This is a genomic window from Neorhizobium sp. AL 9.2.2, assembly GCF_013317225.1.
GTDB classification, from domain to species: Bacteria; Pseudomonadota; Alphaproteobacteria; order Rhizobiales; family Rhizobiaceae; genus Neorhizobium; species Neorhizobium soli.
The window spans coordinates 397,899-412,730 of the sequence record NZ_JAALXU010000001.1 but is presented as its reverse complement, the minus strand read 5'-3'; the positions used below and the strand labels follow the sequence as shown (position 1 = coordinate 412,730).

Below are 14,832 nucleotides of genomic sequence, written 5' to 3'. Positions count from 1 at the left end.
TTCCATACAAAGAAGGGCGCCCACGAGGCGCCCTTTTTCATGATCGCATGCTGGCGACGTCAGGCCGCCTGGCCGATTTTCGCATAGGGGTCGAACCGGCCGTAGAAGGTCTCGCCCTTCGCAGCCATGTCCAGCAGCAGCGGGGTGGGCTTGAAGTGGTCGCCGTATTGTGCGGCCAGCTTTTCGGCGAGTTCGACGAAGGTCTTCACGCCCATGCCGTCGATGTAGGACAGCGTGCCGCCCGTATAGGGGGCAAAGCCGAAGCCGAGGATGGAGCCAACATCGGCTTCGCGCGGGTCGGTGACGATGCCTTCCTCGACGGTGCGGGCGGCTTCCAGTGCGATCGTCACGAGGAAGCGCTGCTTCAGCACGGTAACGTCGATATCTCGGGCCGGCTTTTGCGGATAGAGATCCTTGAGGCCGGGCCAGAGCGATTTCTTCGCGGGCTTGGCGGGGTAGTCGTAGAAGCCCTTGCCGTTCTTGCGGCCGCGGCGATCGAGCACATCGACCATGTTGTCGATCAGCGCCATGTGTTCCGGCTTGACCGAGTTGGGGCCGAGATCGGCGATCGAGGCCTTCATGATCTTCTGGCTGAGATCGACGGCCACTTCATCGTTAAGAGACAGCGGGCCGACCGGCATGCCGGCCATCTTGGCGGCATTCTCGATCATGGCTGCCGGCACGCCTTCGGCCAGCATATTGTAGGCTTCGTTGATATAGCGGAAGACGCAGCGGTTGACGAAAAAGCCTCTCGTGTCGTTGACGACGATCGGCGTCTTCTTGATTTTGCCGACGAAATCCAGCGCCACGGCAAGCGCCCTGTCGCCGGTCTTTTCGCCGAGGATAACTTCGGTCAGCATCATCTTTTCGACAGGCGAGAAGAAATGCACGCCGACGAACTGGTCCGGACGTTTCGAGTTTTCGGCAAGGCCCGAAATCGGCAGGGTTGAGGTGTTCGAGGCGAAGATCGTGGTTTCCGGAATGACGGCTTCGACCGCCTCGATCACGGCCTTCTTGACGTTGCGGTCTTCGAACACCGCCTCGATGACGAGATCGGCATCGGAAAGCGTCGAGTAGTCCGACGAAGGCGTTACAAGCGAGAGCAGCTTTTCGCCCTCCTCCTTCGTCAGGCGACCCTTGGCGACGCTGTCGGCCACCAGCTTTTCGGAGACGGCCTTGCCCTTGTCGGCGGCTTCCTGGCTCTGGTCGATCAGCACGACGGGGATGCCGGCGGCAGCCGTCACATAGGCGATCGAGGCACCCATGAAGCCCGCACCGACGACGCCGACCTTCTTGAACTCGCTCTTTGGAACGCCGGCCGGACGACGGGCGCCCTTGCCCAGTTCCTGCATCGAGATGAACAGCGAGCGGATCATCGAGTAGGCTTCGGTGGTGCCGAGGATCTGCGTGAAATAGCGCTGCTCGACCTTGAGCGCCGTATCGAAGGGCAGTTGAAGCCCCTCATAGACGCATTTGAGGATGGCGAGCGCGCCCGGATAATTGCCTGCCGTCTCGCGGCGCAGGATGGCGGGGGCCGCCGGGAAGAGCTGGGCAGCCTGTGGCGTCCAGACACCGCCGCCGGGGGCCTTGAAGCCCTTTTCGTCCCAGGGAGCGACGGGCTTCAGACCATCCTTGATCATCTGCTTTGCAGCAGTGACGAGCTGATCGGGCTCGACGACCTGATGCACGAGACCCATCGCCTTGGCGCGCTGCGGCGTCAGCGTCTGACCTGTTGTCATCATCTGCAGCGCGGACTGGGCATCTGTCAGGCGCGAGACGCGCTGCGTGCCGCCGGCGCCTGGAAAGATGCCGACCTTGACTTCAGGCAGCGCAAGCTTGACCGACTTGGAATTGGCGACGACGCGGCCATGGCAGGCCAGCGACAGCTCCAAAGCGCCGCCCATGCAGGTGCCGTTGATGGCCGATACCCAGGGCTTGCCGTTGGTTTCGATGGCGCGGAACAGCCAGGTCATTTGCCCTGCAACCTCGAACAGCTTCTGCTTGGCGGTGGCCGGGTCCTTGGCGGTTGCTTCCTGCAGCATGGAGAACATGCCACGGATCATGGTGAGGTCCGCACCGCCGGAAAACGAGGATTTGCCGCTGGTAAAGACGACGCCCTTGATCGCGGCATCCGCGACCGTTGCCTTCAGGATCGCGTCGAGTTCTTCCAACACTTCGGCGGTAAAGACGTTCATCGACTTGCCCGGCATGTCCCAGGTGACGACAGCAATGCCGTCTGCGTCGGTTTCGATGGTGAAGTTGGTGTAAGTCGTCATGATGGGATTTCCTCTTCCCTGAAATTCCGTGTGAACGCCGCCGCTCCGAATGGGTGCGATCCGGCTGGGTTAAGCCCCTCCCCCCTGTGGGGAGGGTTAGGTTCCCTCAAACCCGCTCGATAACCGTTGCCGTGCCCATGCCGGCACCGATGCAAAGCGTGACCAGTGCGGTGTTGAGATCACGGCGTTCCAGCTCGTCGAGCACTGTGCCGAGGATCATCGCGCCGGTGGCACCGAGCGGGTGACCCATGGCAATCGCGCCGCCATTGACGTTGATGATGTCGTGGGAAATGTTGAAAGCCTGCATGTAGCGCAACACGACGGCGGCAAAGGCCTCGTTGAGTTCGAACAGGTCGATATCGGCAATCGTCATGCCGGTGCGGGCCAGCAGCTTTTCGGTGACGTCGACTGGGCCGGTCAGCATCAGCGCCGGGTCGGAGCCGATGTTTGCAAAGGCACGGATACGGGCACGCGGCTTGATGCCCATGCTTTCGCCGCCGGCCTTGGAGCCGATCAGGACGGCTGCAGCGCCATCGACGATGCCAGACGAATTGCCGGCGTGGTGGACGTAATTGATCTTTTCGATTTCCGGATGCGCCTGAATGCCAACAGCTTCGAAGCCGCCCATTTCGCCGGGCATCTGGAACGAGGCATTGAGCGAGGCAAGCGCCTGCATGTCGGTGGACGGCCGCATATGCTCGTCGCGGTCGAGAATGGTCAGGCCGTTCTGATCCTTGACCGGGATCACCGAGTTCTTGAAGTAGCCGGCATCCCAGGCTTTTCCGGCGCGCTTCTGGCTTTCGACGGCATAGGCATCGACGTCATCACGGGAGAAACCGTATTTTGTCGCGATCAGATCGGCCGAGACGCCCTGCGGCATGAAGTAGGATGGGAAGTTGACCGAGGGATCCATGTACCAGGCGCCGCCCGACATGCCCATGCCGACACGCGACATCGATTCGACGCCGCCGGCAATGACGATGTCGTCGGATCCGGCTGCGATCTTGCCGGCGCCGAAATTGACGGCATCGAGGCCAGACGCACAGAAACGGGAAATCTGCATGCCGGGCGCTTTGGTCGAATACCCCGCCTCGAAGGCTGCGGCCTTGGGGATGACGGCGCCGCTGTCCATGACAGGATCGACGCAACCCATGATGATGTCGTCGACGGTGTCCGTGTCGAGCCCGTTGCGATCACGGATGGCTTCGAGGGTCTTTGCCGCGAGACGGACAGCCGGCACTTCGTGCAGTGAGCCGTCCTTCTTGCCGCGACCGCGCGGCGTGCGCACGTGATCGTAAATGAAGACTTCGGTCATGGTGTCATCTCCCTTGGTGGCAAATTACATTGCCTTTGTTTCACTGCGGGAGAGAAGACCCCTCCCAAACCCTCCCCACAAGAGGGAGGGTTTATCCCGCCGCACCGCCGATGTTCAATCGGGACGAGCAGTCGCCACACATTTTCTCCCCCCTTCTAGGGGGAGATGGCCGGCAGGCCAGAGGGGGTAGCCAACGCTTAGAACGCCTCGGCGGCCAGTTCCATCATGGTGTCTGCGCCGGCCTCGATTCGCACCTTGCGCAGCGCGGTTTCCGGCATGATACGCTCCATATAGAACTTCGCCGTGACGAGCTTCGTCTTCAGATACTCCTCGCGGGGATCCCCGGCAGCCAGTGCAGTCTGGGCGGCTTTCGCCATCTTCGCCCACATGTAGCCGAGCGTGACGAGGCCGAACAGATGCATGTAGTCGGTCGACCCGGCACCGGCATTGTCGGGCTTGGCCATGGCGTTCTGCATGAACCACATGGTCGAGGCCTGCAGGTCGTTCAGACCCTTCTTGAGGCCCTTGGTGTAGAGAACCATCGCCTCGTCGCCGCGGTTTTCCTCGCAGAAATCACCGATTTCCTTGAACATGGCCATGACGGCGCGGCCGCCGTTGAGGGCAAGCTTGCGACCGACCAGATCGAGCGCCTGGATTCCGTTGGCACCTTCGTAGATCATCGCGATGCGGGCATCGCGGACATACTGGCTCATGCCCCATTCTTCGATATAGCCGTGGCCGCCGAAGACCTGCTGGGCCATGACCGCGTGATCAAAGCCCTTGTCGGTCAGCACGCCCTTGAGGATCGGCGTGGCAAGCCCGAGGAGATCGTCGGCGTTCTGGCGTTCCGCTTCGTCCTGCGAGCGATGGGCGATATCGGATTTCAGCGCCGTCCACAAAACGAAGGCACGGCCGGCTTCGTTGAAGGCCTTGATGGTCATCAGCGAGCGGCGGATATCCGGATGGACGATGATCGGGTCCGCCTTCCTGTCCGGCGCTTTCGCGCCCGAGAGCGAACGGCCCTGGATGCGTTCGTTGGCATAGGCGACGGCGTTCTGGTAGGCGGTCTCGGCGATCGACAGGCCCTGCAGGCCGACACCGAGGCGGGCTTCGTTCATCATCACGAACATGGCCGAGAGACCCTTGTTCTCGGCGCCGATCAGATAGCCCGTGGCATCGTCGTAGTTCATCACGCAGGTCGAATTGCCGTGGATGCCCATCTTCTCTTCGAGCGCACCGCAGCTGACGCCGTTGCGGGCTCCGAGCGAACCGTCATCGCCCACCATGAACTTCGGCACGATGAACAGCGAGATGCCCTTGGTGCCTTCAGGCGCGCCCTCGATCCGCGCGAGAACCAGATGCACGATATTGTCGGTCATCGAGTGTTCACCGGCGGAGATGAAGATCTTCTGACCGGAGATTTTGTAGGAGCCATCATCCTGCGGCACCGCCTTGGTGCGCAGCAGACCGAGATCCGTGCCGCAATGGGGTTCGGTGAGGTTCATGGTGCCCGACCAACTACCGCCGACCATGTTGGGCAGATAGGTGGCCTTCTGCTCGTCCGTGCCGTGGACGAGGATGGCGGCGATCGCGCCTTGCGTCAGGCCGGGATACATCATCAGCGACATGTTGGCCGACGACATGTATTCGCCGACGGCGGCATGCAGTGTGTAGGGCAGGCCCTGGCCGCCGAACTCTTCCGGTACGGCCAGGCCGATCCAGCCGCCCTGGACATACTGGTCATAGGCCTGCTTGAAGCCGTTGGGCACCAAAACAGTGCCGTCGTCGTTGCGGGTGCAGCCTTCCCGGTCGCCGGAAAGGTTGATCGGGAACAGGGCCTCTTCGGCCACTTTCGCCGCCTCGCCGATGATCGCCTCGATCATGTCGGGCGTCGCATCGGCAAAACCCTGCAGGTTGCCGTAACGCTCCAAGCCGAGCACATCATTCAGAACGAAAAGTGTATCGTTTACCGGTGCCTTATAGACGGGCATCGTTATCCATCCTCCAGATTAGCCTGACGCTTCCTCCCGGGCATTGCAGCCCGTCGTCTCCTGCACTTACTTAATTGACGTTCGCGTAAACGTCAAACAGTTGGAGGCTCATATCGCGAGCCAATTTTGACCCGGCGTTAGCATCACCTAATAGGTGCTTTCGCCTGCACTGCCGAGGAAGTCGCGCCCGCCGCGCTGCATCACAGTGATAGCATCGTCGAAACCCGTGTCATCCGGGCAAACATGCGGAATCGTGGCAAAAAGGTTAAGATCTTAACGAACATTAACGATTTGTTTACTACGTTTCTGGAAATAGTGGGGGCTACGGGAGGTCAGTCAAATCCATCCAACGAATGAGTCGTTCTTTCATAAGGCAAGCCTTGCGTAAGAAATGTCTAATATGGATGTGATTCACCGGTGCCAATAGGCGGCGGATGAGGCTGAAACCGAGCGTCGGCAGGTAAAACGCGGAAGCGAGCGAGCACATGAACGGATCACGATCGAATCCCAACCGCCCGGGCGAACGCTCCTCTCTTGACGCCCTGAACCGTACGATCGAGGGCCTGGAGGCCCGAATCGAGGATCTGATGTCGGGCGCCGGGCGCGAACGCCGCCAGCCCGCTTCCGACCCGCGCCTCGAAAAACCGGCGTCCGTGCAGCCCCCGCAGATGCAGAGGCCAGCGGCGCCTCGCTTTGCCGACCCGCTGGCGGAAATCCGCGAGCGACAGCGCATGCTGGGATCGGCCCGCGAGCGCATGGCAAGCGCACAGCAGTCGCATGCGGCCGAACCGGTCCGCCAACCCGTCCAATCACCACTCCGCGAAAAGATCACGCCGCCGGAAGCCTATCGTCCCAGCCAGGAGCGCCGTCCGGCTGCAGCGGTTGCGGCAACTGCCACCGAAGTTTCTGCGAGCCGCTTCGAGCGGGCCGTCGCCAGCCGCGATATGCAAATGCGGGAAACCCGCCAGCAGGCGACCGATGGCGCCTCCATGCGCGAAATCGCCGAAGCGCTGGTCGGCTTGCGTCACGAACTGAAGCAGGACATCGCCGAAGGCGTCGCCCGCGAGATGGGCGCACTGCAAACCGAAATCCGCTCGATCCGCTCGATTGCCGAAGATCATCGCGGCACCGAAGACCTGCGCGGCGATTTCTCCCGTCTTGCCGACAGCATTAGTCAGCTGGGCTACAGCAATTCTCCCGATGCGGAGGCCCTGCGCGCCGAGTTCGAGGAACTGCGCAATGTCATGGCCCAGGTCATGGATGGCGTGGCACGCGAAGATTCCGTGCAGCGCATGGAAAGCCGCTGGCAGGGGCTGGAAGAGCGAATCCACGGGCTTGAGCCAGAGCTTCTGCGCGACGAGGTTTCGCAGCTCGCCTACCGGATCGACGACATCAAGACCCAGCTTGGCGGCATGAACGACAGCCCCGCGCTGCGCGCGCTGGAGCAGAAGCTGATTGCGATCGCGACCGCGATGGAGCAACTCGGCAGCCGCATGCAGCCATCCGACGAACTGCTTGCCGAGCAGTTCACCATTCTCGACGAGCGTCTCGACGAAATCACTCGCGCCGTTGCCGCCGGCAGCCGTGCTTCGGCTGCAGCCACGCTCGACCAGGCTTTCATGCAGAAGCTCGACGGCCGGATCGTCGCTATCGCAGAGCAGGTCGATCAGATCAGCCAGGCTGCTGCCGATCCGAGCGAGATGCTGTCCGGACGGATCGAAGCGCTGACCGCGCGGATCGAGGAACTCTCCGACGAGCAGGCCGCCATGCGGCTGGAAGAGCGGCTCGACCAGCTTTCGGTCATGCTGACGCAGGCGCAGAAGCCCGCGTATCAGACCGAGCTTTCCGACCACCTCGCCGATATCTCGCGCAAGATCGATGGTCTTGATCACAACTCGATCAACGACATGCTGGGCGAGCGGCTGGATGATCTCGCCCGTCGTATCGACGAGATCGAATATCGCCCGGCGCCTGCCACCGACGAGCGGGCCTTCGACCGGTTGGAAACCCGGCTGACCGACATCGCCATGCGACTGGACGAAGCAGCCAGCGCACCGCGCGGCGACGAAAACGCCCTGCGTAGCCTGGAAGACCAGATCGCGCATCTTTCGAGCCTGATCAGCGAGCCGCAGACATCTTCGGCCACTGCGCTACCTGATGGTTTCGAGCATCGGTTCTCGGCAATCGAAAGCTACATGTCGACCAACGACGAGTACATTCTGGAAGCCGCACGGCAGGCCGCAGAAGCCGTCGTCGAGGCCTATTCGCGCAATACCGGGGCCGGCGGCATGCCCGTCGCGTCCGGCGACATGGCAGCCCTTTCGGCCCTCGCCGACGATCTTCGCCACCTTGAAGAACTGACCCGCGGCACGGAAACGCGCAGCCATCAGACGTTCGAAGCCTTGCACGGAACGCTGGTGCAGATCGCCAATCGTCTGGACACGCTGGAAGACAGCATTTCCACGGCCCGTTTCGAGCCCGCCTATCGCGATGCGCCGGCCGGTCGCGAAGCCCAGACCGACCAGCCGCTTCGCCATCCCAAGATGCCGGCCGCAGCGCAACTGTCCGTTCCAGCGATGGAATTTGCCGGCGCCGAGGACCGCAATGTTGCTTTGGCAGATGCGCCCGTCGAAACCGACGAGGTCGTCGTGCCCCCTGCAGCCGCGCGGGAAGAGCCGGCCAAGCCCGGTCTGCTGGCCGGTCTCTCGAAGCGTTTCAAGTCGGGCACCCGCGATGCAGGCGAAAAGCCGGCCCGCACCGTCATAGAGCCAACGCCTTCGATCGATCCAGCCGACATTCTCCCAGCCGGCCGTGAAAACGACCTGCTGGAGCCGGGCTCGGGCGCTCCCGACGTCAAAAAGATCCTCGAGCGCGTGCGTGCCAGCCAGGCCGCCGGCGATTTCAGTGGCGAGAAACCCGGAACGGCCGACAAATCGGACCGCGCTGACTATATCGCCGCTGCCCGTCGTGCAGCCAAGGCCGCAGCACAGGAGACGGATCCCTCTCAGGTCAACGCAGTCAAGAGCGTTCGCTCAGCCACCAAGTCGCAGACCACGTCGGTTGCCGGCACGCCGTCCGAAAAGACCGGCATGTTTGCCAAGTTCTCGCAGCATCGCCGCCCCATCCTGATGGCCGTCGGCGCCGTGCTGCTGGTGATGATGTCGATGCAGGTGGTCAAGAACGTGACCGGAAGCAGCGACAGCGCGCCCGAACAGGCTGCCCTCGAAGCCCCGGCTCCGGTCTCCGTGCCGGAAGAGACTGCGCAGGCTCCGAGCGCACCAGTCGAAGCTCCCGCTCCTGTCGACACCGCTCAGGCCCCGGCCGAAAGCCCTGCAGCCAGCGATGGTGACGGACAGGATGTGGCAGCGACGCCGCCTCCGGTCGCGCCCGACGCCGCGACAAACCACCTGATCGATCCGGTTCCCGCAGCCGGAGACCTCGCTTCAATGCGTCCGGCCGCCGAAGCTGCTCCGGCACCTTCAGAAGACGCCGGCTTCACGGCACAAGCGCCGGCTGCCGCTGAAATCGAGGCACCGGCTCCGATCGTCGTGCCTGTCGGCCTGGAGCCGAAATCGCTTGCCGACGCCGCATCGTCGGGCGATGCCAACGCGCTGTTCGAGATTGCCACCCGCTTTACCGAGGGACGTGGCGTCAAGACCGATCTCGCAGAGGCGGCAACCTGGTACAAGCTTGCCGCCGACCGTGGTCTTGCGCCTGCCCAGTACCGCATGGCGAACATGTTCGAAAAGGGAACGGGCGTCGAGCGCAACCTCGGTGAAGCCGTTCGCTACTATCAGCTGGCCGCCGAAGCCGGCAATGCCAGCGCCATGCACAACCTCGCCGTTCTCTACGCGTCCGGTGCCACGGGCCAGCCTGACTACACCCAGGCCGTCAAGTGGTTCACCCAGGCCGCCGACCACGGCGTCGCCGACAGCCAGTTCAACCTTGCCATCCTGTTTGCCCGCGGCAACGGCGTGAAGCAGGATCTGGAAGAGAGCTACAAGTGGTTTGCCGTTGCGGCAAAGGCAGGCGACAACGACGCCGCCCAGAAGCGCGACGAAGTGGCGAATGCCATGCGCAAGGAACAGCTGGAAAGCGCCCGCGCCAAGGTCGACCTCTGGAAGGTGATGACACCCGAGCCGCGGGCAAATGCCGTTGTTGTTCCGGATGAATGGGCTGCCGGCAAGCGTCTTACCACCGCATCTGTTGACATGGAAAAGGCCGTCCGCAACATCCAGGCGATCCTCAACAAGAACGGCTTTGAAGCCGGACGGCCGGACGGCAAGCTTGGGGCCAAGACGGTAAGCGCAATCAAGTCGTTCCAGTCCTCGATCGGCCAGGAGCCTTCCGGCCGCATCAACGACGCACTGGTTCGGGAATTGCTGGCACGCAACAAGTAGCCAGCAACCCGTAAGACGACCAATCCGGTCGGGCTGGGGACTATCGGCCACGCCCATTGGAAAACGCTGAAGCTGCTGTTTTCCCCGCGGATTCACGAATTGACACCCCGGCAGGCCAAGCGCATGACGGGGTGTCCTTCATGCGCGGTTCATCGCGTCTGTGAAAGGGTTCCCCAAAGCCAGAGCGACGGCCATCTTGAATGCGTGCCGCCTGCAACGGCGTTGTCTTTTTCGACGTGTCGAGGTTCAGCCGTGACTGTCTACCTGCCGATTGCAGAGCTTTCGGTGAACATCTTCATCATCCTTGGCATGGGTGCAGCTGTCGGGTTTCTGTCCGGCATGTTCGGCGTCGGCGGTGGCTTCCTGATCACGCCGCTTCTCATTTTCTACAACATTCCACCCGTCGTTGCCGTGGCAACCGGCGCCAACCAGGTCGTTGCCTCCTCGATCTCGGGCGCGATCACCCATTTCCGGCGCGGGTCGCTGGATATGAAACTGGGCACGGTGCTGCTTGCCGGGGGCCTTGTCGGCGCGACGGTCGGTGTGTGGATCTTTTCCTGGCTACGGCGCATCGGCCAGCTCGACCTGTTCATCTCGCTTCTCTATGTCGTGCTTTTGTCGACGATCGGCGCGCTGATGCTGCAGGAGAGCCTGAGAGCCATGCGGCGGGCAAAGAACAACCAGCAGCTTCCGCTGAAACGCCCGGGCCAGCACAACTGGGTGCACCGCCTGCCCTTCAAGATGCGGTTCAAGAAGTCGAAGATCTATCTCTCCGCCATCCCGATCCTCGTGCTCGGTTTCGTCATCGGCGTGCTCACCTCTATCATGGGTGTCGGCGGCGGCTTCATCATGGTGCCGGCGATGATCTATCTCCTGCGCATTCCGACCAATGTCGTGGTCGGCACCTCGCTGTTCCAGATCATCTTCACCACCGCCTATACGACCATGGTTCAGGCGGCGACCAACTACTCAGTCGATATCGTCCTTGCGACGATCCTGATGGTCGCCGGCGTGATCGGCGCGCAATACGGCGTGCGCGTCGGCCAGAAGCTGCGCGGCGAACAGCTGCGCGCGCTGTTGGCGCTGCTGGTTCTCGCCGTCGGCATCCGTCTTGCGATCGGCCTGATCGCAACGCCGAGCGACGTCTATTCGGTCGCCGTCGGAGGACTGTCCTACTGATGCGCAGGCTGATCCTCTCCCTCCTTCTTCTTCTCTCATTCGGATTGTCGCTGGCAACGCAGGTCGCGGCCCAGACGCCGTTCGACACGGCCTCGCCGATCAAGGAAGGGCTGGAGATCGGAGCATCGTCGAGCGAGATTGCCATCACCTCGGATTTCCGCGGCGCCGACCTCACCATCTTCGGGGCCATTACCAATCCGGACGAGCTGCTGCTCGCGATCGGTCAGTACGATATCGTCGTGACGCTTGAAGGTCCGCGCGACTATGCCACCGTGCGGCGCAAGGAACGCGTGCTCGGGATCTGGATGAACACCCAGGCGATGACGTTCGAACAGGTGCCGGAGAGCTATTCGATCGCCAGCACACGCCAGCTGAACGACCTCGATCACCAGGCGCCGTCCTTCAACAATATCGGGGTCGGCATCGAACACCTGCCTCTCAACCCCACCGGCTACATTCCGAATTCCGGTCTGATCAGCGATTTCCGCGAGGCCTATCGCCGGCAGAAGCTCAACAGCGGGCTTTACCAGCGCGACACGAGCGGCGTGCGCTTCGTCTCGTCCAGCCTGTTCCGAGCCTCGTTGCGGCTTCCAGCCAACGTGCCCGATGGCGTGCACATGGTCCACGCCTATCTGTTCAAGAGCGGCGACCTGATCTTTCAGCGGGAAATGCCGTTGCGCGTGGTCAAGACCGGCCTGGAGCAGGCGATCACCGATGCAGCCCACGAGCGTCCGATCGCCTACGGTCTGTTCTGCGTGCTGATCGCTGTCGTAACCGGATGGGGCGCCAGCATCATCTTCCGCAAGGACTGATCGTCTAACAAATTCGCCGGAACGGTTTCCAATCCTCTCCTCACGCCCTAGTTAGGGCGCAACATACAGTTCCAATGCAAAGCGTCAGCATGTTCCGCCGGATCGCCGCACGCCTTTTGGCTTCCCTGTCCCTCCTCCGTCCGCTGCTTCGGCCATCCGAACTGCGCGCAGTCATCAGGCGCAGCGAATTCGGCCTGATCCTGATCGCAGGCGTTGTCGGGGTTCTCGCCGGCCTCGCGGTCGCCGCGATGAGTTTTATCTCGCACGCGCTGCATGTCCTGATCTTCAAGATAGGCAGCACCGAGCGCTTAAGCTCGGCAGCGTTTCTCGAGCCGACGACGGTGCTTTTGGCGCCGGTTGCCGGCGGTGTCGTTATGGGCCTGCTGCACCTGATCCTGCGCAAGTGGCGTAAAAAGCCGATGGTCGACCCGATTGAGGCCAATGCGCTGCATGGCGGTCGCCTGTCACTGACCGACAGCATCATCGTCGCGGTGCAGAACCTGATCTCCAACGGCTTCGGCACCTCGATCGGGCTTGAGGCCGGCTATACGCAGCTGTCCTCCGGCATTGCGTCGAAGATCGGCTCATTGGTGCAGCTGCGCCGAACGGATCTGCGTGTGCTGGTCGGCTGTGGTGCTGCCGGTGCCATCGCATCCGCCTTCAACGCGCCGCTGACCGGCGCCTTCTACGCGTTCGAGCTGATCATCGGCACCTACACGATCGTGAGCCTCGCGCCCGTCGTCGTTGCGGCGCTTGCGGCAACCTTCGTCACCCGGCTTTTCGTCGGCGATGCCTTCATGATCGATATCGGCAAGATCGGCACCGTCGTGCCCGCCGATTACCTGCCGGCGGTGGTGCTGGGCATCGTCTGTGCGGGCGGCGGCATCCTGCTCATGCAGGGTGTGACCAAGGTCGAGGAACTGGCGCGCGCCAGTTCCATCTCGTCCGCCTTCCGGCCGGCGATCGGCGGACTTGCGGTGGGCCTGCTGGCGCTGATCGATACGCAGGTGCTTTCGGCCGGTCACGGCGCGCTGCATGCGAGCCTCAACCAGAATATGGCGATTGGCGCGGTGCTGGGCCTGCTTCTGCTGAAATCCGTCGCTTCGGCCATCACCATCGGCGCCGGTTTCCGTGGCGGCTTGTTCTTTGCCTCGCTGTTTCTCGGTGCGCTGATCGGCAAGCTGTTTGCCTATTCGACACCCTACATTTTCGCCAATGCGACGCTGACCCCAGTCATCTATGCCGTGGTCGGAATGAGCGCGATGGCCGTTGCCGTGATCGGCGGACCGCTGACCATGACCTTCCTGGCGCTCGAAGTGACCGGTGACTTTCCGATCACGGCGCTGGCGCTTGCCGCGGTCATCACCTCGTCCGTCGTGGTGCGCACCACATTCGGCTACTCGTTTGCGACATGGCGTTTTCACCTGCGTGGTGAAAGCATCCGCAGCGCCCATGACGTCGGGTGGATCCGCAACCTTACCGTCGACAAGCTGATGCGCGCCGACGTGAAGACGGCACCGGCATCCATGACACTCGAGGACTTTCGCAAGGAGTTTCCGCTCGGATCAACCCAGCGCGTGATCATGGTCGGTGAGGACGAAAAATATATCGGCATGGTGCTGACGCCGGAAATCTATTCGGCGGCGACCGAAGGCGGCGAGGAAAAGCCGCAGCTAGCCGATTTCATCCGCTTCAAGAACGACGTTCTCCTGCGCAGCATGAATGCCAAGCAGGCAGCGGCGATGTTCGACAAGACGGAGACGGAAGCGCTGGCCGTGGTCAACAACCAGATCGAGCGCAAGGTGATCGGCCAGCTTTCGGAAAGTCATACGCTGCGGCGCTATACGGAAGAGCTGGACCGACGGCGTCGGGAGATCTCGGGCGAGATCTAGGCGGCACGCATCGTTTGAGTCGACGGGGCGGAACCGCTGTGGCCCGCCCCGCCGGTGGCATTACATAGCAGGTAGAACCGCGATGTCACGTACATCGGTCTCGACGCCGGAGATTGTACCGACTTCGGTCGCAGCGCCCGTTTCCAGGTTGACCGTGTAGAGCATCTTTCCGGCTGCGAGATAGGCGGTGTTCTTGCCGCCGTCCTCACCCTGGATATCGAAGGCGTAGGTCGCAGGCTTGTCCTTGAGACCGAGCTTGCCGATTGCCTTCAGGGTACCGTCGTTCGGCTTGGTCTGCTGGATCAGTGCGCCGATCGTGGCATCGATGTTGTACATCGCGGTCTTCTCGGGCTTGCCGATCGAATTGGTATAGGCCGCGGCGACGATGTTCGGGGCTTCGCCCTTGTGCATGTCGCCCTCTTCGAAGGCGAGCGTCCCATCGACCGTGACGGCGCCCGTATCCGGATGGACGCGGTGGTTGGTGGTGCCGGTCATGAAGCGCAGGCGGTCCGCCATCGGGTTGAAATCGACCACGACCGGAGCGTCCGACATGGTCAGCATCTTGTCCATCTTGGCGACTTCGGTGGCGGCACCGGTTTCGAGATTGATCGAGACGATCGCGTGTTCCGGCGTGACGCCGATTACGGTCTTGTTGCCAGGACGGTAATCGATACCGACCAGCTTGGTGACGCCGGTGACTTCCATCGTCTTGGTGACTTCAGGCTTTGCCGTGTCGAACATGACAAGCGTCTTGTCGCCGGTGAGACCGAGGACCGGGGCGGCGGAGGCGGCAACTGCGCCCGTGACGGCTGAAGCTGCGAGGATCGAGGATGCGATCAGAGCGTGGCGAAGGGTCTTCATGGTGTCTGTTCTCCCGTTGAAACCTTTGACGAGAGCATGTCGGCGCATGGCCTTTCCGATGCTCTCAGAAGGGAGACACACGGGAGGATACGTTTGGATGCAGCAG

8 protein-coding genes are annotated in these 14,832 nt (G+C 62.3%); 4 read left to right on the top strand and 4 right to left on the bottom strand.

The window, feature by feature from the left end; all coding sequences use genetic code 11:
• Window positions 1-59: 59 nt before the first annotated feature.
• From G6K99_RS02080 to G6K99_RS02070, 3 genes are all read right to left on the bottom strand, one after another.
• Window positions 60-2,276 (bottom strand): 3-hydroxyacyl-CoA dehydrogenase NAD-binding domain-containing protein, encoded by a 2,217-nt coding sequence (locus G6K99_RS02080; RefSeq protein WP_174195569.1) that lies wholly within the window; start codon window positions 2,274-2,276, stop codon window positions 60-62.
• Between the two features lie 106 nt (window positions 2,277-2,382).
• The gene (locus G6K99_RS02075) at window positions 2,383-3,591 is read right to left on the bottom strand and encodes an acetyl-CoA C-acetyltransferase (RefSeq protein ID WP_174195568.1); all 1,209 of its coding nucleotides are present in this window, start codon (window positions 3,589-3,591) and stop codon (window positions 2,383-2,385) included.
• 197 nt (window positions 3,592-3,788) lie between these two features.
• Entirely contained in the window at window positions 3,789-5,582 is a 1,794-nt protein-coding gene (locus G6K99_RS02070; protein WP_174195567.1) for an acyl-CoA dehydrogenase C-terminal domain-containing protein, read from the bottom strand.
• 485 nt (window positions 5,583-6,067) lie between these two features.
• Between G6K99_RS02070 and G6K99_RS02065 the strand changes: the two genes are divergently transcribed.
• From G6K99_RS02065 to G6K99_RS02050, 4 genes are all read left to right on the top strand, one after another.
• Window positions 6,068-9,982 (top strand): peptidoglycan-binding protein, encoded by a 3,915-nt coding sequence (locus tag G6K99_RS02065; RefSeq protein WP_174195566.1) that lies wholly within the window; start codon window positions 6,068-6,070, stop codon window positions 9,980-9,982.
• Window positions 9,983-10,234: 252 nt separating this feature from the next.
• Window positions 10,235-11,161 (top strand): TSUP family transporter, encoded by a 927-nt coding sequence (locus G6K99_RS02060; protein ID WP_174195565.1) that lies wholly within the window; start codon window positions 10,235-10,237, stop codon window positions 11,159-11,161.
• A complete protein-coding gene (locus tag G6K99_RS02055) occupies window positions 11,161-11,973 on the top strand; it encodes a TIGR02186 family protein (protein ID WP_062453889.1) in 813 nt (270 codons plus the stop codon). The genes G6K99_RS02060 and G6K99_RS02055 overlap by 1 nt, the downstream gene beginning before the upstream one ends.
• Window positions 11,974-12,062: 89 nt before the next feature.
• Window positions 12,063-13,865, top strand: a complete 1,803-nt coding sequence (locus tag G6K99_RS02050) for a chloride channel protein (protein WP_174196024.1) — start codon at window positions 12,063-12,065, stop codon at window positions 13,863-13,865.
• A gap of 60 nt (window positions 13,866-13,925) precedes the next feature.
• Here the strand turns inward: G6K99_RS02050 and G6K99_RS02045 are convergent, their stop codons facing one another.
• Window positions 13,926-14,726, bottom strand: coding sequence for a DUF4394 domain-containing protein (locus tag G6K99_RS02045; RefSeq protein ID WP_174195564.1), 801 nt, complete (start codon window positions 14,724-14,726; stop codon window positions 13,926-13,928).
• Between the last annotated feature and the right edge of the window lie 106 nt (window positions 14,727-14,832).

Coding starts and splice junctions, on each gene's coding strand:
- G6K99_RS02080 (WP_174195569.1), bottom strand. CDS start 2,276: ATGACGACTTACACCAACTTCACCATCGAAACCGACGCAGACGGCATT.
- G6K99_RS02075 (WP_174195568.1), bottom strand. CDS start 3,591: ATGACCGAAGTCTTCATTTACGATCACGTGCGCACGCCGCGCGGTCGC.
- G6K99_RS02070 (WP_174195567.1), bottom strand. CDS start 5,582: ATGCCCGTCTATAAGGCACCGGTAAACGATACACTTTTCGTTCTGAAT.
- G6K99_RS02065 (WP_174195566.1), top strand. CDS start 6,068: ATGAACGGATCACGATCGAATCCCAACCGCCCGGGCGAACGCTCCTCT.
- G6K99_RS02055 (WP_062453889.1), top strand. CDS start 11,161: ATGCGCAGGCTGATCCTCTCCCTCCTTCTTCTTCTCTCATTCGGATTG.
- G6K99_RS02050 (WP_174196024.1), top strand. CDS start 12,063: ATGTTCCGCCGGATCGCCGCACGCCTTTTGGCTTCCCTGTCCCTCCTC.
- G6K99_RS02045 (WP_174195564.1), bottom strand. CDS start 14,726: ATGAAGACCCTTCGCCACGCTCTGATCGCATCCTCGATCCTCGCAGCT.